A 25,433-nucleotide genomic window follows, 5' to 3' on the forward strand; every position below is an offset into this window, starting at 1 on the left:
CACGGAGAATGCGAGCCCCGGGCTGGCACAATCCCCACCTATGATCCGGTAGAAGGAGCACCCACATGAAGATCCTGATCGTCGAAGACGAACCGAAGACCGGGGACTACCTGCGCCAGGGGCTGGGCGAGGCGGGTTTCGTCGTCGATCTGGCGCGAGAGGGTATTGACGGCATGCATCTCGCGCTCACCGGCGAGTATGACTTGCTGGTGCTCGATGTCATGCTGCCCGGCGTCGATGGCTGGACCATTCTGCAGGCGGTGCGCCGCGCGGGGGGCGAGATGCCGGTGTTGTTCCTGACCGCGCGTGATGCGGTCGAGGACCGGGTGCGGGGGCTGGAGCTTGGCGCCGACGACTACCTCGTCAAGCCCTTTGCCTTTTCGGAACTGCTCGCCCGAGTGCGCACGCTGTTGCGCCGGGGCAAGAACAAGGAGCCCGAGGTGTTGCGTGCGGCCGATCTGGAGCTCGATCTGATGCGGCGACGGGTCACCCGCGGTGGCTCGCGGATCGACCTTACCGCCAAGGAGTTTGGTCTGCTCGAACTGTTGCTGCGGCGACAGGGCGAAGTCTTGCCGCGCTCGCTGATCGCCTCGCAGGTGTGGGACATGAATTTCGACAGCGACACCAACGTGATCGAGGTCGCGGTGCGTCGTCTGCGCGCCAAGGTGGATGACCCGTTCGAGCCCAAGCTCATCCGGACGGTGCGCGGTATGGGCTATGTGCTCGAGGCAGACGAGCAGGCATGAGTGCCCCGTCATTCGGCGCAGTGTCGCTGACCACCCGCCTCGCCGCCCTCTTCGCGGCGACGACGAGCGTGCTGCTGATCCTGGTTGGCATCGCGGTAGACCGCGCGGTGTCGGCGCATTTCGACGATCTCGATCAGCATGATCTCGCGGCCAAGCTTGTCGCAATCGAGACCTTGCTCGCGACCACTACGTCCGATGACGCGCTCGCGGCGCTACCGGGCAGACTGGACGACGCGTTGGCTGGCCATGAATCCGTTGCGCTGCGTCTCAGCATTCCGGCGCGTGGCTGGCAGCATGCGGTACTCGAAGATCGCTTCGACCCCCAAGCGCCATTGTCGCCGGGTCTGCGGGGCGCTGTGACGAAATGGCAGGACAACCACGGCACGCCATTCATCGGCAAGGCGGCGACGATTCCGGTGAACCTGTCCGAAACTGTCGCTGCCGAGGTCATGCTTGGGCTGGATACCTCCCATCATGCGCACTTTCTGCGGACGATGCGGCTTCAGCTGGGTTTCGGCATTTCGGTAGCGGCGTTGCTCGCGGCGATGTTTGGATGGCTGGCTGCCAGCAAGGGACTCGCCCCGATGCGTCGGGTGACCGCCACGGCCAGTCGGTTATCGGCAGAACGCCTTGGTGAGCGGCTGTCCGAGCGGGATGCGCCCGCCGAGATGCGGGAACTGGTCGAAGCCTTCAACGGCATGCTCGCACGCCTGGAAGCCTCGTTTCGAAGGCTGAGCGAGTTCTCGGCCGACATCGCCCACGAGCTGCGCACTCCAGTGTCCAACCTGATGACTGAAACCCAGGTCGCTCTGTCACGCAGCCGCAGTGCCGACGAGTATCGCGAGGTGCTGCATTCCAACCTGGAGGAGTTCGACCGGCTCGCCCGGATGATCGCCGACATGCTGTTTCTCGCCAAGGCCGACAATGGACTGCTACCCAAGCCGGCCGAACGGATCGCCCTCGAAGCTGAAGCGGCCGCATTGCTCGAGTTCTACGAGGCGCTTGCGGATGAGAAAGGCATCCGGATGGAGTTTACCGGGGCCGGCGAGGTTGTCGGCGATCGGCTGATGCTGCGCCGCGCCTTGTCCAATCTCCTGTCGAACGCGATCCGCCATACGCCGCAGGGTGAAACCATCGCGGTCGGGGTTCACAGAGAAGGCGACCAAATCCTGCTGACAGTCAGCAATCCTGGCGAACCGATTCCGCCGGATCAGGTAGCGCAGGTCTTCGAACGGTTTCACCGGGCTGACCTGTCACGTTCCCGTCATAGCGACGGTTCGGGACTTGGGCTGTCGATCACGCGCTCCATCGTCGAGGCGCACGGTGGCCGCATCGAGCTCGAATCGAACGCAACGAGGACGATCTTCACTATCGCCCTTCCCGAAGACCGCTAACGTCAGATCTCTCAAGAGTCGCTGGCGGGGCGAGGGTTCTGCGGTAGCTGCCTGGCGGCGTGCCGGTCCATTGCTTGAAAGCACGGTTGAAGGCAGTTGGGTCGTCGAAACCGAGATCGGCGCCGATGGTGCCGATGGGCACTTCGGTGCGCGAGATACGGGCGATGGCGACGTCTCGCCGCAGGGCGTCCTTGACCGCCTGGAAGTGGGTGCCCTCGGCGGCGAGTCGGCGCGCAAGCGTGCGCGGAGAGATATGCAGGGCGCGGGCAACGTCTTCCACCCCCTGGGGTTTGCCCAAAGCGGCCTCGAGCAGGTCGCGCACGCGGTGGGTCATCACGCGTTCGCTCACGGATACGTGAATCCAGTCCATCGGTGCCTTGCGTAGAAAGGCCGACAACGAGGCCTTGTCCTGCCGGATCGGCGCGTTCATGAACGACGGTTCGATGTATAGCGCAGTGCGCGCCTGATCGAAGCGTGCGGGTCCCGCATACATGTTGATGTACTCGCGTGCATGATCGGGCGTCGGATAGCTCAGGTCTACGCGAGCGAAGAAGAGCTTGCGCTCGATCATCCAGGATGCGATGCCCTGAACCAGCATCAGCATCAGTTCGAGGATCAGCGTGCGGTGGCAACCGAAGTCCGCGTTTTCGACCAGCATGATTCTGGTCAGGCCGTCCTCTTCGCCCATCTCGAAGTGCAGATCGTCGAGCACGAGACGAAAGAACCAGCAGTAACGATACAGCGCCACCCTGAGGTTTGCCGCGTCCAGCATGCCCAGGCACAGGAACTTGAGCGTGCCGGCGCGCAAGGGTCTAGAGAACAGGCCGGGTGTTTCGTCGTCGAGCTCGACCGCAAGCGTGCGGTAGAAAAAGGCGAACTGTTCCACTGTGACACGCGCCGAGTCCTGGTCGAGCAGCGCCGGGGCGATGCCGGCGCGTTTGATGCAGTCGCGTGCCAGCTGATGATGCCCGTCCAGCCGATCGAGCAACTGCCTGACCATTCGGATCGGGACGGTGACGCTCGGAGCCTGTATCGATTTCATGTCGCAGACCGTGTTCTCGAGTGGCAGAAAATGTCAATCAATCGACTGTTTTGGTTATCCCCTTCCTGGGGCGTACGGCCTAGTATGGCCCACAAGTCGCCATATATAAAAGAATCACGACATGGCTCGCGACACGCCGCTGTTGGTAAGCGCGCTGGCGCTGGCAATAAACGCACAGCACGAGCTGGCTGCACGCAAGAGGCAGTCGGCAGGAGGAGACAAGGTGCATCCAGGCAAGGTCAATCCGATCCTTGAGGTCGAGGGGCTCACGTTGTCGTTCGGCGGCATCAAGGCGCTCAGCGACGTGGGTTTCGAGGTCGCCCCCGGTTCCATCACCACCGTCATCGGTCCGAATGGTGCCGGCAAGACCTCGCTGTTCAACACGATTTCCGGTTTCTACAAGCCTTCGACCGGCCGAATCCGGTTCGAGGGCGAGGACATCACCGCGACGCGTCCGCCGGCACGTGCGAAGCTGGGCCTAGCGCGCAGTTTTCAGAACATCGCACTGTTCCGCGGCATGACGGTGCTCGACAACATCAAGCTCGGCCGCCACACCCATTTGCGCACCAACGTGCTCGACGCGCTGTTCTACTTCGGTCGGGCGCGCCGCGAGGAGATGGAACTGCGCCAGGAGGTCGAGGAGCGCATCATCGACTTCCTCGAAATCGACCATATCCGCCACATGCCGGTGTCGGTGTTGTCCTACGGCCTGCAGAAGCGCGTCGAGATGGCGCGCGCGCTGGCCATGCGGCCCAAGATCCTGATGCTCGACGAGCCGGTTGCCGGCATGAATCGCGAGGAAACCGAGGACATGGCGCGCTTCATCCTCGACGTGCGCGACGAGTGGGGGGTCACCGTTCTGATGGTCGAGCACGACATGGGCATGGTCATGGACCTCTCCGACCATGTCGTGGTGCTCAATTTCGGCAAGCTGATTGCCGACGGTACGCCGGCCGAGGTGCAGGCCAATCCGGAGGTCATCAAGGCCTACCTCGGTTCAGGCGACGTATCCGAGTTGCGCGAACGGCTTCATCAGACCGTAGCGGTGGGAGGCTGACATGGACTTCGATTGGTTGTTCCTGGTCGAGATCTTCCTCGCCGGACTGGGGGCAGGGGGCCTGTACGCGCTGACGGCGCTGGCTTTCGTGCTGATCTACAAGGCCACCCGGGTGGTGAACCTTGCCATCGGCGAAATGCTGATGATCGGTGCCTACCTGTGCTTCGGCCTGGCGACCGCGATGAATCTGCCGATGTGGCTGGCGATTGTCGTCGCCGTGATTGCGAGCGGCATGGCGGGCGCAGTTCTGGAACGGGTGGCGATCAGGCCGATGCTGGGCGAATCGCCGATTGCGGTGTTCATGGTCACCGTTGGCCTGGCGTCGATTCTGGTTGGCGTGGTCGAACTGGTGTGGACCTCCGAACCGCGCCGGCTGCCGGAGTTCATGCCCAATACGCCGGTGATGATCGGTGAGGCTTTCGTGCCGCCCAAGGTGTTCTACGGTTTCCTCGTCGCTGCGGCCTTGATCGCCGTTGCCTTGACGGTGTTCCGGTTCTGGCGTGGCGGGGTGGCCTTGCGTGCGACTGCGTCCGATCAGCAGACCGCCTATTCGATGGGCATCAACGTGCCGCGGGTGTTCTCGCTGTCCTGGACGGTGGCGGCGATGATCGCGGCCATCGCAGGCGTCATCGTGGGTGCGGTCGGCGGCATCTCCTCGACGATGGGTGTTTTTGGCCTGTCGGTGCTCGTCGTCGTCATTGTCGGAGGCCTGGACAGCGTGCTCGGTGCGCTGGTCGCCGGGCTGTTCATCGGCGTCGTCGAATCGCTCGCCGGGGGTTATCTCGGGGGCGAATACAAGTTGCTGGCCACGTTCCTGATCCTGATCGTCGTGCTGATGGTCCGTCCATACGGACTGTTCGGCACCCATGAAATCGAGAGGTTGTAATGCGTATCGGAACCGCACGCTCGAGCTATCGTCACGACGAAGCCTTGTTCGACAGCCGCACGCAATATGCCTGGCTGGCGATCCTCGGTGTCGCACTGCTCGGCTTTCCCTTCGTTGCCGATGAATACTGGCTCTATCTCGCGTGTCTGGTGGCGATCAACATCGCCAGCGCGACCGGCCTCAACATCCTGACCGGCTATACCGGGCTGGTGAGTCTTGGTCAGGCGGCGTTCATGGGCATCGGCGCCTATACGGTCGCCGCGTTCGAGCAGAAGTTCGGCACCCCGGTGCTGCTCAACCTGCTCGCGGGTGGCTTCGTGGCGATGCTCGGCGGACTCGTCGTCGGCCTGCCGTCGCTGCGGGTCAAGGGTCTGTACCTCGCGATCTCGACCATCGCCGCGTCGGTGGTGTTGCACTTCGTGTTCGCGAACTGGCATTCGGTCACCGGCGGGCACTCGGGCATCACCGTGGCGCCGGCTGAAATCCTTGGCATCAGTTTCGATACCTCCTTCCGCCTCTACTGGTTGTTCGTGCCGATCACCATCATGATGGTGATCGGTGCCGCCAATCTGTTCCGTACCCGCATCGGCCGCGCCTTCATCGCGATCCGCGATCGCGACATCTCGGCCGAAGTGCTCGGGATTCCGCTGCTGCGCTACAAGCTGCTGTCCTTCGGGCTGTCGTCCTTCTACGCCGGTGTCGCCGGTGGCATGTGGGCGTACTTCTTCCGCGTCGTCACGCCGGAGAGCTTTCCGCTGCTGATGTCGATCTTCTTTCTCGCGGCGATCATCGTCGGCGGCATGGGCACCATTCTCGGGGCGATCCTTGGCGCGATCTTCATGACCATGGTCCCCGAAGCGCTCAAGCTCATCGTCGGTTGGCTGCCGCTGTCGACCGATGCGACGCTGATTCTGTCGCCGGTCCGAACCATCGTGTTCGGCGCGCTGATCGTGGGCTTCCTGGTGTTCGAGCCACTCGGCTTGCAGGAGATCTGGCGTCGAATAAGACGATTTTTCCACCTCTGGCCATTCCGGGCCTGAGTTTTCCCGCGTCACCGCCTCACCACACACAAAGACAAGGAGACAACGATGAGAAGGACTGTGCTCAAGAGCTTGCTGGCCACTGCCGTCATGGCAGCAACCGCCACCATGGCGGGTCTGCCTGCGGCCTATGCCGCCGACAAGGAGATCGTCATCGGGGGTTCGATTCCGATGAGCGGCGTGTTCGCGTTTGCCGGCATCGGCATCCACGCCGGCATTCAGGACTACGTCAGGATGGTCAACGACGCCGGCGGTGTCGAAGGCTACAGGCTGCGCTACGTACCCGAGGACAGCGCCTATGCGGTCGACCAGTCGGTTGCGGCGTTCAAGAAGATCACCAGCCAGAACAAGGTCAATTTCTACTACGGCGACTCGACTGCCTTCAGCAAGACCATCAACCCCGAGCTCGAGCGTGCCGGCTCGATGATCATGTCGGGTGCGTCGTTCGCCACCGAATTGAACGATCCGGAGAAGTTTCCGTTCCAGTTCATCGCCGGCCCGGACTACACGCAGCAGTTCGGCATTCTTCTGCGCTATATCGCCGACGAGAAGCCCGGAGCAAGGGTTGCCTTCGTCTATTCGGACACCGAGTTCGGCCGCGATCCGATCGCAAGCAGTCGTGAGGTTGCCCAGTCACTCGGACTCGAGGTCGCCATCGAGATCATGACGCCGCCGGGCGCGGTCGATGTGTCGACCGAAATGGCTCGTCTGCGTCGTGCGCGGGCTGATTACACGATCTTCCACGGTTACATTCTCGGCCCCATCCCGGAGTTCATCAGCCAGGCACGCCAGCTGCGTCTGGACACCCAGTTCATGGGTACCTTCTGGACCATGGACAACTCGACCGTGATGCAGATGGGCGAACTCGCCGACGGGTTCATGGGCGTGATGCCGTACAGCTACTACTACGATGACTCCACGTCCGCGCCGATGCTGGACAAGATTCGCGAGATGCGTCCCGAGTACCAGAGCGTGCCCTACATCCAGGGCTTCCTGTCGGCGATGCTTTACGCTGAAACCGCCCGCCGCACGATTGCCGCCGGACAGGAGATGACCGCGGTCAACCTCAAGACGGCCTTGAACTCCATCGAGAACTTCGATACCGGCGGATTGATCGGGGTGCCGATCACCATCAGCGGCAACACCATTCCGGTCGGGCGAATCTATCGCGCCGACATCCAGGCCAAGCGAATGGTGCCGGCCTCCGACTGGATCGTGCTGGAGTAAGCGATGAGTGCGGTCGAATCCGTCCTCGAGGTGAACAACATCGAGGTGATCTACAACAAGGCGGTGCAGGTGCTGCGCGGTCTGTCGCTGTCGGTGCCGAAGGGGCAGATCGTTGCCCTGCTCGGCTCCAACGGCGCGGGCAAGAGCACGACGCTGAAGACGGTGTCGGGTCTGCTTGCGTTGGAGAACGGCGAGCTGACGCGTGGCGAGATCCGCTTCGAGGGCAAGCCGCTGGCGGGTTCGAAACCGCACGACCTGGTGCGTGCGGGGCTCTTCCATGTGATGGAAGGGCGCCGCGTCTTCGAGGATCTCACCGTCGAGGAGAATCTCGTCTCGGCCACCTATGCGCTGACCGGGCGTCGTGAGGCGAAGCCGGACTACGAGTTGGTCTATGAGTACTTTCCCCGCTTGTACGAGCGTCGTACCGGTCTGGCCGGCTACCTGTCCGGTGGCGAGCAACAGATGCTGGCGATCGGTCGCGCGCTGATCGCCCGGCCGAAAGTGATTCTGCTCGACGAGCCCTCGCTCGGTCTCGCGCCCCTGCTGGTCGAGAACATCTTTCAGATCATCGCGCGCATCAACGCGGAGCAGAAGGTGTCGATGCTGCTCGTCGAGCAGAACGCCTCGGTGGCACTCGCCGTGGCGCACTACGGCTACATCATGGAGAACGGCAAGATCGTCACCGACGGTCCGGCCGAGCGGCTTGCCTCCGACCAGGACGTGCGGGAGTTCTATCTCGGCATGGGTGGTCACGGCGAGGTGAAGAGCTTCCGCGACGTCAAGCACTACAAGCGCCGCAAGCGCTGGCTGTCCTGATCGGGAGGACGACGGGCATGAGCAACAACCCTCTACCCACGCTGACACTGCCGCAGATGCTGCGAGAGCAGGCAAGGCAGCGACCCGAACGGGTCGCCATCCGCCAGAAGGACTTCGGCATCTGGCAAGGCATCACCTGGGACGACTACTACCGCCGTGCCGGCCATGTCGGCCTCGGCTTGCGTTCGCTCGGACTGTCGACCGGCGGTCACGTCGGTGTCATTTCGGAGAACCGCATCGAATGGGTACTGACGCAAATGGGATGCGGCCTGGTTGGTGCGATCACCGTTGGTGTCTACCCCACCAGTCCGGCACCCGAAGTGGCCTATGTCCTCAATCACGCCGATGTCGAGGTGGTCGTCTGCGAAGACCAGGAGCAGACCGACAAGGTCATCGAAGCACTCGACCAGTTGCCTCACCTGCGCGCCATCGTGGTGATGGAGACCAAGGGCTTGCGCAACGCGGATGAGCGGGTGCGCGACCGCATTGTGTCATTCGAGCATCTCGAACGCATCGGCGTCGAGTACGAAGCCACTCATCGCCATCTGGTCGAGGAGACGCTGCAAGGGCAGCAGCTCGATGACATTGCGCTGATGATCTACACGTCGGGGTCCACCGGTAAGCCCAAGGGCGCGATGATCAGCTATGCCAACATCCGCGGCGTGGCGCCGGGCATCATCGATCGCCTCGGTCTTTCCGCCGACACCAGCCATCTCTCGTATCTGCCGCTGTGTCACGTGGCCGAGCAGATGCTCACGACCTTCTGTCCGATCTACCTCGGTTCCACAGTGGCCTTCGGTGAGTCCATCCGCACCGTGCAGGAAGACCTGCGAGAAATCGCCCCGACCATGTTCCTCGGTGTGCCGCGCATCTGGGAGAAGCTGCATTCGGCGATCACCATCAAGATGCAGGAGAGCGGGCCGGTGCAGCGCTGGTTGTTCGATCGTGCGATGGCCTCGTGCGCGGCCTTCGCCGACAAATCCGCTGACCGACGCACGCCTGGCGAGCGTTTGCGCTACGCCCTGTGGTACTGGCTCATCCTGCGCGCGCTGCAGAACTTCATCGGCTTGCGTCGGGCATCGGTGGCGCTGACCGGCGCCGCGCCGATACCGCCCGCGGTCGTGCAGTTCTTCCGCACCCTTGGGGTGCCCCTCGTCGAGGTCTATGGTCTCACCGAGTCCACCGGCATGATCACCGGCCAACCGCTCGATGCGGCGCGCTTCGGCTCGGTCGGTACGCCGATTCTCGGGGTCGATTACCGCATCGGCGAGCGCGGCGAACTGCTGATTCACGGTGAGATGGTGTTTGCCGGCTACTACAAGAACCCCGACGCTACCGCCGACACGATCCGGGATGGCTGGCTGCATACCGGCGACGTTGCCGAGGTGCGTGACGGCCAGCTCTACATCGTCGATCGCTTGAAGGACATCATGATCACGGCCGGTGGCAAGAACCTGACCCCGTCGGAGATCGAGAAAACGATGAAGGCCAGTCCTTACATCAAGGAATGCATCGTCATCGCGGACGGCCGCAAGTTCGTCTCGGCGCTCATTCAGATCGACTACGAGACGGTCGCCAAATGGGCCGAGAGCCGCCAGATCCCTTTCACCCACTTCCGCTCGCTGGTGGAGCACCCGGACGTCAGGGCGCTGATCGATACCGAGGTCGGCCGGGGCAATGCCCAGCTCGCCCAGGTTTCGCACATCCGTCGCTTCCATCTGCTGACCAAGGAACTCGACCACGACGATGGTGAAGTCACCGCGACGATGAAGGTGCGTCGCTCCAGTATCTACAAGACCTACGCCGAGGTGATCGACTCCATGTACGACGGGGAGGCCGCACATGTCTGAGCCTGTTGAAGCCTGCGGTGTGCGGCTCGAACGTGACGGTGGCATCGCCTTCGTCACGCTCGATCGGCCGGCCACACGCAACAGCCTCGACCTGCCGATGGGCATCGGTCTGCGCGATGCGGTACGGGCGCTGATGGCCGACCCGCCACGGGCTGTCGTGTTGCGCAGCAGCGGTGCGCATTTCATGGTTGGCGGCGACGTCCGCCGCTTTCAGGTCTTGCTTGACGAATCGCAGGCCCGTTGCGCTCAGGAGGTCGACGAACTCATCGGCGCGGTGCATGACGCGGTTATCGGCCTCACCCGCTTGCCCTGTCCGGTTATCGGGCTGGCGGGTGGTTCGGTCGCGGGTTTCGGCATGTCGCTCGCGATGGCGTGCGACATGTTGATCGCGGGTGACGATGCCCGCTTCGTGTTGGCCTACAGCGCCATCGGCACGACGCCCGACGGCGGTGCGAGCTGGCATTTGAGCCGTCGTGTCGGGCTGCAACGTGCGATGGCGATCGCCTTGCTCAATCCCCAGGTCGATGCTGCACGGGCGAAGGAGATCGGCCTGGTCGCCGATGTCGTGCCTTCTGCGGAACTGGCAGCGCAGGGCGTTGCGTTGGCGAAACGACTGGCTGACGGGCCGGCGATGGCCCAGGCGGGTATCAAGCGTCTGCTGCGTGAGGGGCTGGATACCGACCTGGCGACCGCGCTCGAGGCCGAGAGAAAGAGCTTCATCGAAATGTCGGCAACTGCCGATTTTGCCGAGGGTGTGCGCGCCTTCTGCGAACGGCGGCCAGCGCGTTTCGGGACGCCGCCGGGCTGAATCTCGGCGGGTCCGCATTCAATCGCATGAGAAGAAGCGGTGTGCCGTGGCGCGCCGGAGTCGTTCGCGCGGTGTCTCGGACACCGCTGCGCCAAGGAGACGTTATGGATTTCGAATTGAACCCGGAACAACGGGAGATCCGGGAGCTGGCGCGCCGCTTCTCGGACCGGGAGATCGTGCCGCGAGCGGCCGAAGCCGACCGCGACAAGCGCTTTCCCAGCGAAGTGCACCAGCGCGCACAGGAACTGGGCCTGCTGAGCATCAATCTGCCCGAGTCGGTGGGCGGCGGTGGCCTCGGCTGCCTGGAGCTGGTGCTAGTCACCGAGGCGTTCTGTCGGGGCTGCCTGGGCATCGGCACCGCCTTGTGTGTGAATGCACTGGCGACTGAACCGATCGTCATAGCCGGCACCGACATGCAGCGCGCGCGCTATCTCGGCGCTGCGGCCAACGGAGCGCTGGCCAGTTTCGCGATGACCGAACCGGGCGCCGGCTCCGACGTGGCCGGCATCCGTACCCGCGCCGAGCGGGTCGGCGGCGGCTACCGTCTGAGCGGCAGCAAGATCTGGATCTCCAACGCCAATCTCGCGGAATTTCTCGTGGTGTTCGCCAAGACCGAAGCGGACGCGGGTTACCGTGGCATGAGTGCCTTCATCGTGCCGACCGCAAGCGACGGGCTGTCGGTCGGCGAACCGCTGGGCAAGCTCGGCCAGCGCTGCGCACCCACCTGCGAGGTTTTCCTGGATCAGGTTTTCGTGCCCGACGACCACCGTCTGGGCGAAGAGGGTGAAGGATTTGCCCTGGCGATGTCGGTGTTCGACCATTCGCGCCCGATGGTCGCTGCCTTCGGTGTTGGGCTCATCGAGCGCTGTCTCGACGAATCGCTCGCCTACGCCAGTGAGCGCACGAGCATGGGCAAGCGCCTGATCGACCATCAGGTCGTGGCCCACAAGCTCGCGGAGATGCGCATGAAGCTCGAAGCCGCCCGCCTGCTGACCTACCAGTCGGCCTGGCTGATGGACCAGGGACGACCCAACACGATCGCGGCCTCGATGGCCAAGGCTTTCGCCGCCGACGCCGCAATGTGGGCGGCCAACGAGGCGGTACAGATCTTCGGCGGCATGGGCTACTCCACCGAGTATCCGGTGGAAAAACTCTTCCGCGACGCCAAGGTATTGCAGATTTACGAAGGCACCAGCGAAATCCAGCGCAACATCATCGCCCGCGAACTGCAGCGGGCGTGACATTCAGGAGAACCCATGAGCCAAGCCAACCCGAACGAAGCGCTGATTCTCGGCGCCGTGCGTACCCCTTTCGGCCGCCGCGGTGGCGCCCTGCGCGAGACACGGCCCGATGAACTCCTGGCCACCGCGATCGAGGGTGTGCTCGCCCGCACCGGTCTGCCGGGCGAGCGGGTCGATGACGTCCTTGCCGGCTGCGTCAGCCAGGCCGGGGAGCAGGGGGCGAACATCGCCCGCCAGGCCTTGTTGATCGCGGGTCTGCCCGCCGAGGTGCCGGGGGTGTCGATGAACCGCATGTGCGGCTCGAGCCAGTTTGCCACGCATGCCGCGGCACAGGCGGTCGCCGCGGGTGACGCCGATTTTGCCATCGGCTGCGGCGTCGAAAGCATGAGCCGGGTGCCGATGTTCCTCGATCTCACTCTCGGCAAGGGGGATTTCCGCGGGTTCGACGATCTTCATCCGCGCCTCGTGAAGCGCTTCGACATACCGCACCAGGTCGAGAGCGCGGAGCGCATTGCGGATCACTGGCAGATCTCGCGCGAGGAAATGGACGAGTATGCGATCGAGAGCCACCGTCGTGCGGAAGCTGCGCGGGCCGCCGGTCTGCACACCGAGATCGTGCCGGTCAGCGGCGTGGACAAGGAGGGCGCGGCGATCAGGCTTGGCCACGACGAAGGCATTCGCGCCGTCATCGACGTCGAACGCATGCGCGCCATGCAGCCGGTGTTTCGCCAGCCGGGCGAAGGTGGCGTGACCGCCGCCAATGCCAGCCAGATGTCCGATGGCGCGGCGGCAGTGCTGGTCGGTCGGCGTGAGGCTGCGGAGGACGCCGGTATTCAAGCCCTCGCGCGTTTCCGCTCGCGTGTCGTCGTCGGTTCCGATCCGGTGATGCAGCTCACCGGCGTGATTCCGGCCGCACATCGCGCGCTGCGGAAAGCCGGACTTTCCATCCGCGACATGGACTGGATCGAGGTCAACGAGGCCTTCGCCAGCGTGGCCCTGTGCTTCGTGCGCGAGTTCGCACCCGACATGGAGCGCTTCAACCCATGGGGTGGAGCAATCGCACATGGCCATCCGCTCGGAGGAACCGGCGCCGGCCTGATGGCCAAGGTGCTGGCAGGTCTTGCGCATCGTGACGGGCAGTTCGGGCTTCAGGTCATGTGCATTGGCCACGGCATGGCGACGGCCACGGTCGTCGAACGCATTCGATAGACACGGAGAACACACAATGAAGATCGATAACTCGGTATTCCTCGTCACCGGCGGCGCCTCTGGCCTCGGCGCGGCGACGGCGCGCATGGTGGTTGAGGGCGGCGGCAGGGTGGTGATCGCCGACCTCAATACGGAAGCAGGTCAGGCGCTGGCCGCCGAGCTCGGCGAGGCCGCGCGTTTCGTGCGCACCGACGTCACCGACGAAGCCTCAACGCAAGCTGCAGTGGATGCGGCCGTCCAGGGTTTCGGCAGCCTGCACGGACTGGTCTGCTGCGCCGGCGTCGCACCGGGCGAAAAAGTCATCGGCAAGGAAGGCCCACATGGCCTTGAGAGCTTCGCACGAGGGGTCACGATCAACCTGGTCGGCACCTTCAATCCGCTGCGTCTGGCGGCAAACGCGATGAGCAAGGCCGCGCCCAACGAAGAGGGTGAGCGCGGCGTCATCGTCACCACCGCGTCGGTCGCCGCCTTCGACGGCCAGATCGGACAGGCCGCGTACTCGGCCTCCAAGGCCGGCGTCGTCGGCATGACCTTGCCGATCGCACGCGAGCTCGCACGCTACGGAATCCGGGTGCTGAGCATTGCCCCCGGTATTTTCGAAACCCCTATGTTGCGCGGGCTGCCGCAGCAGGTTCAGGATTCGTTGGGGCAGATGGTGCCATTCCCGTCGCGCCTTGGCCGACCGGCCGAGTATGCACAGCTGGTTCGGGCGATCTGCGAGAACCCGATGCTGAATGGCGAAGTCATTCGTCTGGACGGTGCGATTCGCATGGCCGCCAAGTAATCGGCTGCTCTCCACTTTCGCGCTGACGGGTGTCCGTCACGAAAGGTGTGAATCGCGCGCGAATGAGAACAGGCCCTAGTAGCAGGGGCCAGGCGTTCGTTTAGACACGAAGATGCGAAGCGCCGCCGGGACGGTATCCATATACGGGCAAACACCCCCGATGGGCCTGCAGGCAGCCGTCGGGGGTGATTTTCAGCCTCTCTTAGTGGGCGTGCACCGCGCCGTCCGCCGAGATGGCGTTGTGTACATCTTCCAGGTAATGGACGTAGTGGACGTAAGCGTCTACGAATGCCCGCCCTTGATCAACGCTGTCGTCCGCTTGCGCTCGCGCAGCCGACACGGTGGCAAAGCGCTCCCGGGCGCTCTCTTTGAACTTGTGGGCGAACTTGTCGAGCAGCGCTTCGATCTCACCACTTTCCAGCGCGGCATCGGCTGCTTTCACGGCTGGATCGATGGCCCCCGCAGCCTTGATCCCGGTAAACGGCGCGCCTTCGGATGCCCGGTGCACCTCGACGAGGGTTGCGAACAATTGCGCGTCGGCCAGTTCCTGGGCATCGCCACCATGCTTGCGGACGCTGACAGCCTTGTCGAATACTGTCTTGATTCGGCCTTCATCCGCCTGCGGAACCCACTTCAGCAGTGGCGTCACGTCACCGGCCGACAAGGCCGCCTGTGCCTCGGTAATGACCGGGCCATCGAGGGCATCGCAATGTGCCGCAGCGGTACCCATCAGGGCGAAATTCAACGCGGCGGCGGTGGCAAAGGCATACATGGTCTTGCGGAGTACGAGTTTCATCAGAGTGTTCCTTGTATCGAAAGGAGTTGTCGTTTCACTGGAAGGCTTTTGCAAAGGGAGCAGTTGGACCGCTTCGCGTTGCTTACTTGCCGAGGTCAATCGTAGGCAAAACGACCGACGCGATCGTTCTGGAAACCGATCTCGTACGATACGAGGAAAACGAAAAAGATATTGTATTTCAGTGGTATAGAGGTTCGAGCTTTGTCGTGCGGAAAGTCGAACCGCCGGAACTCAGGGCAACGGGTCCGGAAACCGCGCTTCTAGCGCCGCTGCGACCGATACTGGCTTGGCGTCATCCCCGTCGCCTTCTTGAAGGCGGTATTGAAAACCGATTTCGAATTGAAGCCCGCTTCGTACATGATGTCGAGAATGCTGGCCGTGCTACCCGCATCCTCGAGCAGATGCCTGGCTTGCACCAAGCGATAGCCGCTCACGAACTCGAAGAAGTTCTGTCCGAACCCTTGGTTGATTGCCCGAGATAGCTCGCGGGGAGCCACTCCCAATTGGCGTGCGAGTTGCTCGACGGTGAGGTTGGGGTTGAGGTGGGGATGGGTCTCGTCCATGTGCTGGCTGACACGCGCGATCAGGGCAGCGTCGGGAGCAGAGCCCGACCCGGCCGGCCGGTCGGTCGACAGCAGATCTGTCTCTTCTGCGCTCAAGCCGGAGAAGACGACGGGTTGTCGCAGTGCGTTCAGAAGCAGGTAGTTGATGAACAGGAAGCCGGTCACCGCACCGGTCGCCACGACCCACTTGTTGGCCGCACCGCCGATGAACACGTGTGCGGACAGGCAGTAGATCATGCTGACCGTCCACACGAACGAGTATCCGATCAGCAATACGCGAAGCCAGGCCAGCTGCTTGCTTTCGATGTTGGAAAAGATCTGCCGGACATCGAGCCCGAAGCGATTGATCGCACGAATCGTCGCGTAGAGATACCCGAGAAACACCAGGTGGATCGCGACGGCGAGTAGCGGCGACGTCAGCACCCCGGGGTGGTCCCGCTGCATCAGGATCTGCAGCTTCACCTCGGTGGGTTGGAGGTAATACTCGACCACAAATATTGCGGAGACCACCCAGAACAAGAGGCTATGGACCGCGTGCTCCGAGCGAAGCCGGAAGTCACGGTACATCAGCGATTTCGCGTAGAGAAAGAGCGTGCCCGCCTGCAGGAGGGCCACCAGGGTGCCGAGATAGGCGAGTCCCGGATGCTTCAGAGCCAGGCCCGTGCCATACAGGAAGATCTCGAACAGCCAGCCAGCGAAGCAGAGCACGCTCACGAACAGCAAGCGGTTGCTGAGCAGACTGAAATTGGAGGGAAACAGCAGGAAGACCGCAAGCGTCAGCGACTGGATGATGCTCGTGACGAGCAGGACATCGGCAATGCTCAGATACATGCCACGCTTCGTTTGGCTCGTGAACGGAAAAGTGTGCAGCCGCGCATCTTGCCGCTGCACCGCATCCGACTTTCCCTTCGGCGCACATGCTCAATGGATGGAGCTATCAGGGGCTCAGGAGACGGCGGGGTTGGTCGTTCGGATGCGGTCGGGTGCATTGCGACCGGATTCTAGCGGAAATCCTCCGCCGAAAGCCGAACGCATCCCCGAGCAGCGCAACAGCACCGCGAAGTTACCGGGGATCCTTCCCGTTGAAATACTTTTGCAACAACCGGGAAAGATCTGACTGATACGGTTCAATCGACCTGGAACCCGTCCGGGCAGCGCGGTCCGTTCCGGGCCGACATACTTTTACATCGGGGGAGACATGGACCGATCAGTCACATCTCTAGGACTGTTGGGAGCGGCGTTGGGCGCTCTCAGCTTGGTATGGATCAACAACGGCCAGGGGGTCGTCGGTGACGATCATGACCGACATATTGCGATTCCCAATGAGCTCGTAATGCCGATTCAGGTGCGGGCGGCGTATGACGGCGAGCGCATCCTGTTCCAGTATCGCTGGCCGGCGGAGCGTCCGGGCATCCACATGGACGTCTATCGTTACGAGGGAGGGGAGTGGGTCAAGTACGGAGAGGATATCCCCGGCGCCCAGGAACACCCCTTCCTCGAAGATCGCGTCGCGATGATGGTCGATGACGGCAGCGTTCCCGAGTTTTCCCGTTACGGTGGTTACATCGCCATCGGCGATGGTCTGGACGGCATGACCGACGCGGCCGACGAGGACGAGGTCGAAGCACACCCATGGATGGGCGCAGCACGTAAGCAGGATGTCGTGACCAAGTACCTGCCGCAGACGCGCAAGCATCCCGGAGAATGGGGTTCGGTCGTTGCCGAAGAGCGGCTCAATGCGCAGCGCGAAGCCGGCTACTTCCTCGACTTCTGGCACTGGCGTGGGCACCGTGGCAACGTAATGGGATTCGCCGACGACCAGTATATCGCCGACATCCGGGGTGGCGACTCGGGCCGCAGCGGCTGGTCGACGAACTGGGACGCCGACGGCAAGCACCCGAAGTTCATGTACGACCCGGCCCGTACCGGTCGCCACGCGAACAAGTGGGATGATCTGGTCAGCGGGCGGGTCGGCCAGGACGACATTTACTATCTCAGCCCTGACACCATGGTCGAGTTCGACCCCGATCCTGCGTGGCAGGAGGGCGACACGCTGCCCCGGCGCCTTGTTCGCAACTACGAAGGATCGCGCGCCGACATCCTCACCGCCGGTCGCGGCCGCTGGGAGAACGGTTTCTGGGAAGTGACCCTGGAGCGTCTGATGGACACGGGCAATCCGCTCGAGGACAAGATCTTTCGCGAAGGCGGCGTCTACGACATTGCAATGGCCGTCCACCGGCATGCCACCGGCCTGCGCTGGCATTACGTCTCGCTGCCGCTGACCGTCGGTCTCGGACGCGAGGCGACTGTGATCGCCGAACGCTTCGCGGGCGCGGCACCGGCGTGGAACCAGCCCTGGCACACCGTCAAGCTGTTCTACCCGGGCCAGGTCAACTGGCCGCTGCTGATCAGTCAACGCCATGCGGGCAAGCCGATGATCGAGCGCGGCGTGCCGGTCAAGCACTACCACAACGAGGACCAGCTCGCACGCTACGGCATCGAGATCGAGTTCGACGAGCAGATTCGCGCTCAGTGGCGTCTGACCCTGCTCGCCGGTCTGTTCATGTTCGTCGGTGTCGGCTTCGGCCTGACCCGGCTTCAGCGCAAGAACTGAGGAGAACACCACAATGGCACCCTATCACCACCTTTTGGCGCACTTTCCGATTGCGCTTCTGAGCCTGGCGTTCTTCATCATCCTGATGCGCGGTTTCTCCTCGGGTGAGCTTGCGCAGCGATTCGATGCGGTCCTGCCTTACCTTTTGCTGCTGGGGCTTACCGTCGGACTCGTAACACTTGCTACCGGCTTGATCATCTGGCCCAGCGAGGCAACGACGACATCGCCAATGGGACGCAACAAGATTCTGATCTCGGTCTGGATGATCGCCTGTTGGGGCGTCGTACTCGCGCTGCGCTGGCGGGGTGGCCAGGAGCTTTGGAGCGGGCCGGGCCGCGCCCTGATGCTCGGCTTCGGCACCATGGGCATGGTCCTGCTGGCCACCACCGGTACGCTGGGCGGACACCTGCTCGGATCGCCCTCGCGCCTTACCGGGCTGTTCCGGGAGATCGGCTGGGAGGTGTACCACACCTACTACGCACCGGACTGGGTTCTGCTTGTACTCCTGGCTGTCGGCGCGGCGGGCGTGGCAGTCGGCCTGTTCAGCGCACGCAAGCCCGCCACCTGAGCCGTCGGATAACCGTCATTCCATTCAAGGAAAGTCGAGGCATCGACAAGCTTGGTTCGGTAAAGGCCGGCATCGCGTGGGAATTCTGAAGGGCCGCACACGCAAGCCGGGGTGATCAAACCTCCTGCGCCCGCACTGCCACTGTGGCGGTGCGTGGCGCGGAGCCTTTCCCAGCCTGCCGCCGGCTTCCGGCCGGAATTATCAGCACCGCTTCCGATCCGCCGCCTTCCCGAGCGCGAAGCGAGACCTCCCAGCCATTGGCATCGGCGAGTTGGCGTGCGATGGCCAGCCCCAGCCCCGACCCTCCGGTTTCAACAGCGCGCGACTGCTCGAGTCTATGGAACGGCCGGAAGACCGCCTCCTGCTCGTCGTCGGGGATGCCCGGTCCGCGGTCCGCAATGCACACTATGCATCGATCACGCTCGCACCTTTGCGTGACCGTCACCAACTGTCCCCCGCCATAGCGGACCGCATTGTCGAGAAGGTTGGCGAGAATGCGCCGCAGGGCGAGTGGCTGGGCAAAAACCGTGCACGCATGGCGCCCCACCCATTCGCAGCGACCGCCCAGTCGGGTCACGCCGTCTATCAGTTCCTCGATTACGGTGCTGATCTCGAGCTCCTCCACGGACTCGCCGGAGAATCCCTTGCCGATCTCAAGAAAGCGGCCGATGAGGCGGTCCATCTCCTCGATGTCGCGGCGCAGCGCAGCAGCCAGCTTGGGGTCGGTGTCCGGTGAGAGCATTTCAACGGCAAACTGCATGCGCGCCAGCGGCGTGCGCAGGTCGTGCGAGACACCCACGAGCAGCGTCGTTCGGCCCGCGAGCAGTTGCCGCACCTGGGTGTTCATGTGATTGAAGGCCGTGGTCAGCTGCGCGATCTCGTCCGGGCCGGTCGTCGGAAGTGCGTCGGGGAATTCGCCCTGCCCGATGCGTCCCGCCACGTCGACGAGGCGGCGCAGAGGCTGATTGATCCGCCGCACGAACACCAGCGCCGTGCCGAACGCGAGAACCGAACCCAGTGCGAGCATGAGGTAGAGCGTCACCAGCGGATCGGCGCCTAGCCGGTCGGCGCTGAAGCCGATGCGCACGGACTCACCCTCGACCGGCACATCCACCCAGTACCAGGCACCGTGCCGATCGGTAAGCACTTCGGCCGAGGTGCCGGTACGCTGCTCCATGGCCTCCACCAACGCGGCAACGTAGGGTGAAGACGAGTTGCCGAGCGGCACGAGGCCAGTGATCGGCGGGTCGAGCCGCAAGCCGTGATCATCCGCAATACGGTCGGCGAACTCGGGACGTTCGGGTGCCCAGCGATCGTTCCACGACTCCGCCGTGAGCACCATCATCGCGGCGAGATCGTCGGCCGAGCGCCTGACCATCGGCATGAACAGGTAGTGGCCGAGGAAGGCGTGGGTCAGGAGGTCGTAGACCAGGATCGCGACCCCGATCGCGGCGGCGGTGCGGGCGAAGAGGCTCCGGAACGCTTTCATCGAGGTTCTCCTCCCGGTGGCGGATCGGGCAGGAACATGTAGCCCTCGCCCCAGACGGTGCGGATATAGGCCGGTGTGGCCGGATCGTCTTCGATCTTGCGGCGCAACCGCGCGATGCGCACGTCGACGCTGCGATCGAAGGGCGTGCGGTCGTAGCCGCTGAGCAATTCCAGCAACTGGTCACGGCTCAGCACGCGGTTTGGATGTTCGACGAAGACTCGCAGCAAGGCATAGTCGCCAGCGGTCAGGCCGATCTCATGGCCGTCGCGCGTCAGATGATGGATCTGCAGATCCAGGCGGAACGGTCCGAAGCGGCAAATCCGTGCTGGTTCTTCGCCTGCGTTGGGGCGGACGCGATGCGCCCGTCGCAGGACCGCGCGGATACGCGCGAGCAGTTCGCGCGGGCTGCACGGTTTGGCCAGATAGTCGTCCGCGCCCACTTCGAGTCCGACCACGCGATCGATTTCTTCGCCACGCGCGGACAGCATGATCACCGGGCAGCTCCCCCGAGCCCGAAGGCGATGGGCCAGCGTCAGACCGTCCTCGCCGGGCAGCATCAGATCGAGGATGATGAGGTCGGGCTCGTTCCCGCGCAACCAGTTCTCCATCTCGACCCCGTCGCCGACCGAAGCAGTCCGGTACCCCTGTTGTGTGAGGTACTGCTCGAGAAGATCCCGCAGGTCGCGGTCGTCATCTACGATCAGGATCTGGTCGTATGCCGTGTTCATCGGATCCATTCATATTCACCCGAACAAACCTTGTTGCTGTCGCAGACCGCGCCAAGGACTGGCTACGCCGGAGCGGCATGGAGGGCCGGGCCTGCCGTTGGTCATGCCCGGGGTAGGCGCAGGCTTGCACGCAAGCCTCCGCGGGGAGAGGCGTCGAGGGCGATATCCCCACCATAGAGTAGCGCGAGGTCACGGACAATGGCCAGCCCGAGGCCAGACCCCGGCCGCTGTTCGTCGGTGCGAACCCCGCGCTCCAGCACGATCTCCCGCACCGACGCATCGAGCCCCCGACCGTCGTCCTCGACCGTTACCACCAGGTCCCCGTTCCGCGCTGCCACCTTCACGTCGACACGACTGGATGCCCACTTGTAGGCGTTGTCGAGCAGGTTGCCGAGCATTTCCTGCAGGTCCTGCGTTTCACCCCGGAAGGCCGTCGTTTCGGGAAAGTCGCCTACGGTAATTTGCACGCCCCGTTCGACATGGACTCGCTCCATGACGCGGACCAGGGCCTCCATCACCGGCCGGATCGCGGTCCGTTGCCCCGGAATCTGCACCGCAGCCGCGGCGCGGGCGCGCGCAAGGTGATGGTCAACCTGAAGCTGGGCGAGGGCGACCTGCTCTACCACCACGCGCGCCAGAGCGCTGTCGTCGCGGTTTGCGGCGTTCGCGAGCACCGCCAGCGGCGTCTTGATGGCATGGGCGAGGTTGCCTGCCTGGGTGCGAGCGCGCACCACGATTTCCGCATTGCGTGCCAGCACGCCGTTGAATTCGTCGACCAACGGCTGGATCTCCGACGGGAAACGCCCTTCGATGGCTGCGTTGCGGCCGTCGTGCACCTGGGCCAGTCCCTCACGGAGCCGCTCCAGCGGCATCCACGCAGTACGCACCTGCACCACGACGGCCCCGATCAGCCCCAGCGACAGGGCGCCGAGTGCGAATCCGAGAAGGTCGTTGAAGCGCGCCACCGGCTCGCTGATGAGATCCTCGGTTGCTGCCACGATGAGGCGAAGCGCCTGGTCCGGGTACTCAGCCGGTCTCAGCACCTGTTCGATCATGCGCAGCGGCTCGTCGTTAGGTCCGCGCACGTGATGGACGTGCATCTCGCCGTCAGCCAGCGCGTCCGGCGGGACCGCCAGTACGGCATCCCAAAGGGAACGCGAGCGCAGCAGCGCGACGGTTTCGGGTTCTCCGGCCGCCCCCATCCGGTCGACCTGCCAGTACAGGCCCGACAGGGGCCGCGCCAGTCGCGGATCGCTGAGTGGCGCCCGCAACCGTAGTGTCTGCGCTTCATCGAACACGAGATTCGCGGCCAACTGATCGAGATGGGTGCCCAGCTCGGCATCGAACTGGCGCGAGACGTGCTTGTTGAACAGGGACGATAGCCCCCAGCCGGCTGCCAATACGGCTACTACAATCCACACAAGAGTGCCCGCGAGCAAACGCAGGCGCAGGGAGTTACGCCACCGTTTCATTCTTCCAGCCACGGCCTTCATCCGGCCGGACATGCCAGCCGATACCCGAGCCCGCGCACGGTCTCGATCAGTTCAGGCGGCAACTTCTTGCGCAGACGCGCGACGAAGACCTCGATCGTGTTCGAATCGCGGTCGAAATCCTGCGCGTAGATGTGCTCGACCAGTTCGCTGCGTGAGACGACCTGCCCGGGCCGGTGCATCAGGTAGGCCAGCAGGCGAAACTCGTGGCTGGTGAGCGCAAGCGCGCGCCCATCGACGGTCGCGCGGCTGCGACGGGTGTCGAGCACGAGAGGTCCGCAGACAAGTTCTGCGCTGGCATGGCCTGCGGCGCGGCGGATCAGCGCGCGCAAGCGGGCGAGCAGTTCTTCCATGTGAAAGGGTTTGGTCAGGTAGTCGTCGGCTCCGGCGTCGATGCCAGCGACCTTCTCGTGCCAACCATCCCTGGCCGTAAGGATCAGCACCGGCATCGTGCGGCCGGCGGTGCGCCAGTGTTTGAGAACGGTCAGACCGTCCATCTTTGGCAGGCCGAGATCCAGCACCACCGCATCGTAGGATTCGACGTCGCCCGCGAAATGTGCGTCGCGGCCATTGTCGGCCAGGTCGACCGCATAGCCTGCAGCAGCCAAGGCTTCCCGCAACTGCTCGGCAAGCGTCGGTTCGTCCTCGACGACCAGCACGCGCATCAGCGCCGCCCTCCGCCCTCGCCGGGCCGGATGTCGCGCCCCTTCACGCCGAGCACGGTGGCATCGCGGGCGTCGATCTCAAGCTTGAGCAGCCCGCCACCTTGTCGCAGCATCTTGATCTCGTAGATCCAGCGACCGTCTTCTTGCTCGAGTTCCACCTCGATGACCTCACCGGGGAAGTCGCGTTCGACCTTCTCGAGCACGCTGCGTAGCGAGAGGACTTCACCTGCTTCCAGCGCCCGTCGTGCCCTTTCGTGATCATCGTCGGCCTGCACGGTGCTGAATGCGAGCGTCGCAGCGCACAGCCCCGCGAGCAGCACCGCACGAATCTTTAAACACCTCTGCATTGTCGCCTCCTCGGGTTGCCGGCGTCGCCGTCTGGAGTGTTTGTAGTCCATCGAAGGTGAACGCAATGTGAACGCACGGTTCAGGGAGCGTTCAGGCTCGCACGCCGAGAATGCGATCACGGTCTGGAAAAGGACCGAAACCAACCCGAACCAAGGAGAATCATCATGCGAGCCACACACCTTCTTTCCGTCCTGTTGATCAGCGCCGGCATCGTCACTGGCGGTGCATTGCTCACGCCGGTGTTCGCCCAGAATGCCAGCACCACGAGCGTCGGTGCAAGCGCACCGTCGAGCGCGGACTGGTTGAGCATTCCCCAGGTACTCCAGCGCCTGGAGGCGTCCGGCTATCGCGACTTCGAAGAGATCGAACGCGAATCCGATGGCTACGAGGTCAAGGCTACCGATCCGGAAGGCCGTCGTGTCGAGATCGATGTAGACCCGATCACCGGCGAAGTCCTCAAGACTGAGGTCAAGCGCGACAAGCGTTCCTGATCACTTTTCGGCGAGGCGGTCGGAAGCGCAAGGTTCCGACCGCCACCTACGATCTTCACTCCGACATCAGAAACGGGCAACGACCATGACGCTACTGGCTGGAATCATTGGACTGCTTCTCCTGGCCTGGGGCTGGGACATCACCACCACTGGAACCGGGGCCGGCACTCTACCGTGGGTCGTCCGCGAACAGGGGCTCTACCTGAGCGGCCTGCTCTCGATCGCGACCATGTCGCTCGCGATGGTGCTGGCCACGCGGCCCGTCGCGCTCGAACGCCCGCTCGGTGGCATGGACCGGATCTACCGCGTGCACAAGTGGAGCGGAATCCTGGCGGGAATCTTTGCGCTGGCGCACTGGCTCATCGAGATGTCCGACGATTTGATCAAGTCACTTGCCGGCCGTGCCGGCCGGCCGCCCAAGGTCGAGTTCCACGGTCTGCTCGACACGCTGCGCGACGCGGGCGAGGAGCTTGGCGAGTTCGCAATCTACGTACTGCTGGCAATGCTCGTCCTGACGCTTGTGCGGCGCTTCCCCTACAAATTCTGGCGCCTGCTGCATCGGATCATGCCGGCGCTGTACCTGTTGCTGGCTTTCCATGCTGCGGTACTCACGCCGCTCGAATACTGGTCGCAACCGGTGGGTTGGTTGCTCGCGGTGCTGCTCGCGGGCGGGTCGGTCGCAGCCGTGCTGTCGCTCACCGGACGTATCGGGCGCGAGCGGCTCTCGCACGGCACGATCACTGCAGTGTCGTCCCCTACACCGGACATTACCGAGGTCACCTGCCTACTGGACAAGCAGTGGCATGGTCACCGCGCCGGACAGTTTGCCTTCGTCTGTTTCGATCGGCTCGAAGGGGCGCACCCATTCACGATCGCCAGCGCCGACCGCGGCGACCGTACCGTCACCTTCCAGATCAAGGCACTGGGCGACTACACCCGGGGGCTCGCGCGACACATCGCACCTGGACAGTCGGTACGCGTCGAAGGGCCCTACGGCCGCTTCGAACTCCAGCGCTGCGACCCGCGCTCAGAGCAGATCTGGATTGCGGGCGGAATCGGTATCACGCCGTTCCTCGCCTGGTTGGACGCCCTGCGCGCCGATCCTGCATCGGCACCGGCGGCCGATCTGCACTATTGCACCCGTGACGCTGCACGGGATCCGTTTGTCGGCCGGCTCGAGGCCCTGTGCGCAGAGATTCCCGGCATTACCCTGCATGTGCACGACAGCAGCCGAAACGAAGCGCTCAGTGCCGGGCGGTTGGCCACGCTGCATCGAGGCGCGCGCCAAGCCGAGGTCTGGTTCTGCGGCCCCCGCGGATTCGCCGAGCAGTTGCGACACGGCTTGCAGCGCACGTGGCCCGGCCGCCTGCGCTTCCATCAGGAAGCGTTCGAAATGCGCTGACCGGGAGCCCTGCCAATGAATCGACTTCGTTCGGGCAGGCGCGAGCTGATGATGCGTTGTCTCGACAGCGAGCTTCAAGTGCATGACCCGCTGCCGACTTCGCCGTGTTGCTTATGAGCTGACGGTTCGGTGCATGCTTGCGCGATTAAGATGGCGGGTGGCGTCCTGGCTTCGCGCCG

Annotated in this window: 24 protein-coding genes; 16 read left to right on the forward strand and 8 right to left on the reverse strand. The window is 63.8% G+C overall.

All coding sequences use genetic code 11. The features are described from left to right. Window positions 1-65 precede the first annotated feature (65 nt). Window positions 66-746 carry a heavy metal response regulator transcription factor gene (locus GPA21_RS00565; RefSeq protein ID WP_168986263.1) on the forward strand — a complete coding sequence of 227 codons (681 nt, stop codon included), beginning with the start codon at window positions 66-68 and terminating at the stop codon, window positions 744-746. Beyond that, window positions 743-2,140: a heavy metal sensor histidine kinase gene (locus GPA21_RS00570; RefSeq protein WP_168986264.1), complete on the forward strand. Its 1,398-nt coding sequence runs from the start codon at window positions 743-745 to the stop codon at window positions 2,138-2,140. The genes GPA21_RS00565 and GPA21_RS00570 overlap by 4 nt, the downstream gene beginning before the upstream one ends. Here the strand turns inward: GPA21_RS00570 and GPA21_RS00575 are convergent. After that, a complete protein-coding gene (locus GPA21_RS00575; protein WP_168986265.1) occupies window positions 2,115-3,182 on the reverse strand; it encodes an AraC family transcriptional regulator in 1,068 nt (355 codons plus the stop codon). The two genes, GPA21_RS00570 and GPA21_RS00575, sit on opposite strands and share 26 nt — an antisense overlap. Before the next feature lie 223 nt (window positions 3,183-3,405). Between GPA21_RS00575 and GPA21_RS00580 the strand changes: the two genes are divergently transcribed. The 10 genes from GPA21_RS00580 (at window position 3,406) to GPA21_RS00625 (ending at window position 14,100) form a co-directional block, all read left to right on the forward strand. Beyond that, a complete protein-coding gene (locus GPA21_RS00580; protein WP_168986301.1) occupies window positions 3,406-4,239 on the forward strand; it encodes an ATP-binding cassette domain-containing protein in 834 nt (277 codons plus the stop codon). Between the two features lies 1 nt (window position 4,240). After that, a complete protein-coding gene (locus GPA21_RS00585) occupies window positions 4,241-5,125 on the forward strand; it encodes a branched-chain amino acid ABC transporter permease (protein ID WP_168986266.1) in 885 nt (294 codons plus the stop codon). After that, window positions 5,125-6,165 (forward strand): branched-chain amino acid ABC transporter permease, encoded by a 1,041-nt coding sequence (locus tag GPA21_RS00590; RefSeq protein WP_168986267.1) that lies wholly within the window; start codon window positions 5,125-5,127, stop codon window positions 6,163-6,165. Before GPA21_RS00585 ends, GPA21_RS00590 begins: the two co-directional genes overlap by 1 nt. Window positions 6,166-6,213: 48 nt before the next feature. After that, a complete protein-coding gene (locus GPA21_RS00595) occupies window positions 6,214-7,392 on the forward strand; it encodes an ABC transporter substrate-binding protein (RefSeq protein WP_168986268.1) in 1,179 nt (392 codons plus the stop codon). A gap of 3 nt (window positions 7,393-7,395) precedes the next feature. Continuing rightward, a complete protein-coding gene (locus GPA21_RS00600) occupies window positions 7,396-8,208 on the forward strand; it encodes an ABC transporter ATP-binding protein (RefSeq protein ID WP_168986269.1) in 813 nt (270 codons plus the stop codon). 17 nt (window positions 8,209-8,225) lie between these two features. Continuing rightward, a complete protein-coding gene (locus tag GPA21_RS00605) occupies window positions 8,226-10,058 on the forward strand; it encodes an AMP-dependent synthetase/ligase (RefSeq protein ID WP_168986270.1) in 1,833 nt (610 codons plus the stop codon). Beyond that, on the forward strand, window positions 10,051-10,866 hold the full coding sequence (locus GPA21_RS00610; protein ID WP_168986271.1) for an enoyl-CoA hydratase/isomerase family protein: 816 nt from the start codon (window positions 10,051-10,053) through the stop codon (window positions 10,864-10,866). The genes GPA21_RS00605 and GPA21_RS00610 overlap by 8 nt, the downstream gene beginning before the upstream one ends. Before the next feature lie 104 nt (window positions 10,867-10,970). Then, the gene (locus tag GPA21_RS00615; RefSeq protein WP_168986272.1) at window positions 10,971-12,107 is read left to right on the forward strand and encodes an acyl-CoA dehydrogenase family protein; all 1,137 of its coding nucleotides are present in this window, start codon (window positions 10,971-10,973) and stop codon (window positions 12,105-12,107) included. A 15-nt stretch (window positions 12,108-12,122) separates the two neighbouring features. After that, window positions 12,123-13,316, forward strand: coding sequence for a thiolase family protein (locus GPA21_RS00620; protein WP_168986273.1), 1,194 nt, complete (start codon window positions 12,123-12,125; stop codon window positions 13,314-13,316). A gap of 16 nt (window positions 13,317-13,332) precedes the next feature. Then, a complete protein-coding gene (locus GPA21_RS00625) occupies window positions 13,333-14,100 on the forward strand; it encodes a 3-hydroxyacyl-CoA dehydrogenase (RefSeq protein WP_168986274.1) in 768 nt (255 codons plus the stop codon). 202 nt (window positions 14,101-14,302) lie between these two features. Here the strand turns inward: GPA21_RS00625 and GPA21_RS00630 are convergent, their stop codons facing one another. After that, window positions 14,303-14,896 carry a DUF6448 family protein gene (locus tag GPA21_RS00630; protein WP_211163354.1) on the reverse strand — a complete coding sequence of 198 codons (594 nt, stop codon included), beginning with the start codon at window positions 14,894-14,896 and terminating at the stop codon, window positions 14,303-14,305. Between the two features lie 260 nt (window positions 14,897-15,156). Continuing rightward, on the reverse strand, window positions 15,157-16,290 hold the full coding sequence (locus GPA21_RS00635) for a helix-turn-helix domain-containing protein (RefSeq protein ID WP_168986275.1): 1,134 nt from the start codon (window positions 16,288-16,290) through the stop codon (window positions 15,157-15,159). 367 nt (window positions 16,291-16,657) lie between these two features. Here GPA21_RS00635 and GPA21_RS00640 point away from each other — a divergent pair, with 367 nt between their 5' ends. Beyond that, entirely contained in the window at window positions 16,658-18,073 is a 1,416-nt protein-coding gene (locus tag GPA21_RS00640) for an ethylbenzene dehydrogenase-related protein (protein WP_168986276.1), read from the forward strand. Window positions 18,074-18,086: 13 nt separating this feature from the next. Beyond that, window positions 18,087-18,641 (forward strand): DUF2231 domain-containing protein, encoded by a 555-nt coding sequence (locus tag GPA21_RS00645; RefSeq protein WP_168986277.1) that lies wholly within the window; start codon window positions 18,087-18,089, stop codon window positions 18,639-18,641. Window positions 18,642-18,756: 115 nt separating this feature from the next. Here GPA21_RS00645 and GPA21_RS00650 read toward each other — a convergent pair whose 3' ends face one another. From GPA21_RS00650 to GPA21_RS00670, 5 genes are all read right to left on the reverse strand, one after another. Then, a complete protein-coding gene (locus GPA21_RS00650; RefSeq protein WP_168986278.1) occupies window positions 18,757-20,130 on the reverse strand; it encodes an ATP-binding protein in 1,374 nt (457 codons plus the stop codon). After that, window positions 20,127-20,858 carry a response regulator gene (locus GPA21_RS00655; protein WP_168986279.1) on the reverse strand — a complete coding sequence of 244 codons (732 nt, stop codon included), beginning with the start codon at window positions 20,856-20,858 and terminating at the stop codon, window positions 20,127-20,129. Before GPA21_RS00655 ends, GPA21_RS00650 begins: the two co-directional genes overlap by 4 nt. Window positions 20,859-20,959: 101 nt before the next feature. Next, on the reverse strand, window positions 20,960-22,330 hold the full coding sequence (locus GPA21_RS00660; protein WP_246261650.1) for a sensor histidine kinase: 1,371 nt from the start codon (window positions 22,328-22,330) through the stop codon (window positions 20,960-20,962). 17 nt (window positions 22,331-22,347) lie between these two features. Next, window positions 22,348-23,013 (reverse strand): response regulator transcription factor, encoded by a 666-nt coding sequence (locus tag GPA21_RS00665; protein WP_168986280.1) that lies wholly within the window; start codon window positions 23,011-23,013, stop codon window positions 22,348-22,350. Beyond that, the gene (locus tag GPA21_RS00670; RefSeq protein WP_168986281.1) at window positions 23,013-23,360 is read right to left on the reverse strand and encodes a PepSY domain-containing protein; all 348 of its coding nucleotides are present in this window, start codon (window positions 23,358-23,360) and stop codon (window positions 23,013-23,015) included. The genes GPA21_RS00665 and GPA21_RS00670 overlap by 1 nt, the downstream gene beginning before the upstream one ends. 165 nt (window positions 23,361-23,525) lie before the next feature. Here GPA21_RS00670 and GPA21_RS00675 point away from each other — a divergent pair, with 165 nt between their 5' ends. Together GPA21_RS00675 and GPA21_RS00680 are read left to right on the forward strand one after the other, a co-directional pair. Next, the gene (locus GPA21_RS00675; RefSeq protein ID WP_168986282.1) at window positions 23,526-23,852 is read left to right on the forward strand and encodes a PepSY domain-containing protein; all 327 of its coding nucleotides are present in this window, start codon (window positions 23,526-23,528) and stop codon (window positions 23,850-23,852) included. 85 nt (window positions 23,853-23,937) lie between these two features. After that, window positions 23,938-25,254, forward strand: coding sequence for a ferredoxin reductase family protein (locus GPA21_RS00680; RefSeq protein ID WP_168986283.1), 1,317 nt, complete (start codon window positions 23,938-23,940; stop codon window positions 25,252-25,254). Window positions 25,255-25,433 lie beyond the last annotated feature (179 nt).

This window comes from Azoarcus taiwanensis, from assembly GCF_012910885.1.
GTDB lineage: Bacteria > Pseudomonadota > Gammaproteobacteria > Burkholderiales > Rhodocyclaceae > Azoarcus_F > Azoarcus_F taiwanensis.

Coding starts and splice junctions, on each gene's coding strand:
- GPA21_RS00565 (WP_168986263.1), top strand. CDS start 66: ATGAAGATCCTGATCGTCGAAGACGAACCGAAGACCGGGGACTACCTG.
- GPA21_RS00570 (WP_168986264.1), top strand. CDS start 743: ATGAGTGCCCCGTCATTCGGCGCAGTGTCGCTGACCACCCGCCTCGCC.
- GPA21_RS00575 (WP_168986265.1), bottom strand. CDS start 3,182: ATGAAATCGATACAGGCTCCGAGCGTCACCGTCCCGATCCGAATGGTC.
- GPA21_RS00585 (WP_168986266.1), top strand. CDS start 4,241: ATGGACTTCGATTGGTTGTTCCTGGTCGAGATCTTCCTCGCCGGACTG.
- GPA21_RS00590 (WP_168986267.1), top strand. CDS start 5,125: ATGCGTATCGGAACCGCACGCTCGAGCTATCGTCACGACGAAGCCTTG.
- GPA21_RS00595 (WP_168986268.1), top strand. CDS start 6,214: ATGAGAAGGACTGTGCTCAAGAGCTTGCTGGCCACTGCCGTCATGGCA.
- GPA21_RS00600 (WP_168986269.1), top strand. CDS start 7,396: ATGAGTGCGGTCGAATCCGTCCTCGAGGTGAACAACATCGAGGTGATC.
- GPA21_RS00605 (WP_168986270.1), top strand. CDS start 8,226: ATGAGCAACAACCCTCTACCCACGCTGACACTGCCGCAGATGCTGCGA.
- GPA21_RS00610 (WP_168986271.1), top strand. CDS start 10,051: ATGTCTGAGCCTGTTGAAGCCTGCGGTGTGCGGCTCGAACGTGACGGT.
- GPA21_RS00615 (WP_168986272.1), top strand. CDS start 10,971: ATGGATTTCGAATTGAACCCGGAACAACGGGAGATCCGGGAGCTGGCG.
- GPA21_RS00620 (WP_168986273.1), top strand. CDS start 12,123: ATGAGCCAAGCCAACCCGAACGAAGCGCTGATTCTCGGCGCCGTGCGT.
- GPA21_RS00625 (WP_168986274.1), top strand. CDS start 13,333: ATGAAGATCGATAACTCGGTATTCCTCGTCACCGGCGGCGCCTCTGGC.
- GPA21_RS00630 (WP_211163354.1), bottom strand. CDS start 14,896: ATGAAACTCGTACTCCGCAAGACCATGTATGCCTTTGCCACCGCCGCC.
- GPA21_RS00635 (WP_168986275.1), bottom strand. CDS start 16,290: ATGTATCTGAGCATTGCCGATGTCCTGCTCGTCACGAGCATCATCCAG.
- GPA21_RS00640 (WP_168986276.1), top strand. CDS start 16,658: ATGGACCGATCAGTCACATCTCTAGGACTGTTGGGAGCGGCGTTGGGC.
- GPA21_RS00645 (WP_168986277.1), top strand. CDS start 18,087: ATGGCACCCTATCACCACCTTTTGGCGCACTTTCCGATTGCGCTTCTG.
- GPA21_RS00650 (WP_168986278.1), bottom strand. CDS start 20,130: ATGAAAGCGTTCCGGAGCCTCTTCGCCCGCACCGCCGCCGCGATCGGG.
- GPA21_RS00655 (WP_168986279.1), bottom strand. CDS start 20,858: ATGAACACGGCATACGACCAGATCCTGATCGTAGATGACGACCGCGAC.
- GPA21_RS00660 (WP_246261650.1), bottom strand. CDS start 22,330: ATGAAACGGTGGCGTAACTCCCTGCGCCTGCGTTTGCTCGCGGGCACT.
- GPA21_RS00665 (WP_168986280.1), bottom strand. CDS start 23,013: ATGCGCGTGCTGGTCGTCGAGGACGAACCGACGCTTGCCGAGCAGTTG.
- GPA21_RS00670 (WP_168986281.1), bottom strand. CDS start 23,360: ATGCAGAGGTGTTTAAAGATTCGTGCGGTGCTGCTCGCGGGGCTGTGC.
- GPA21_RS00675 (WP_168986282.1), top strand. CDS start 23,526: ATGCGAGCCACACACCTTCTTTCCGTCCTGTTGATCAGCGCCGGCATC.
- GPA21_RS00680 (WP_168986283.1), top strand. CDS start 23,938: ATGACGCTACTGGCTGGAATCATTGGACTGCTTCTCCTGGCCTGGGGC.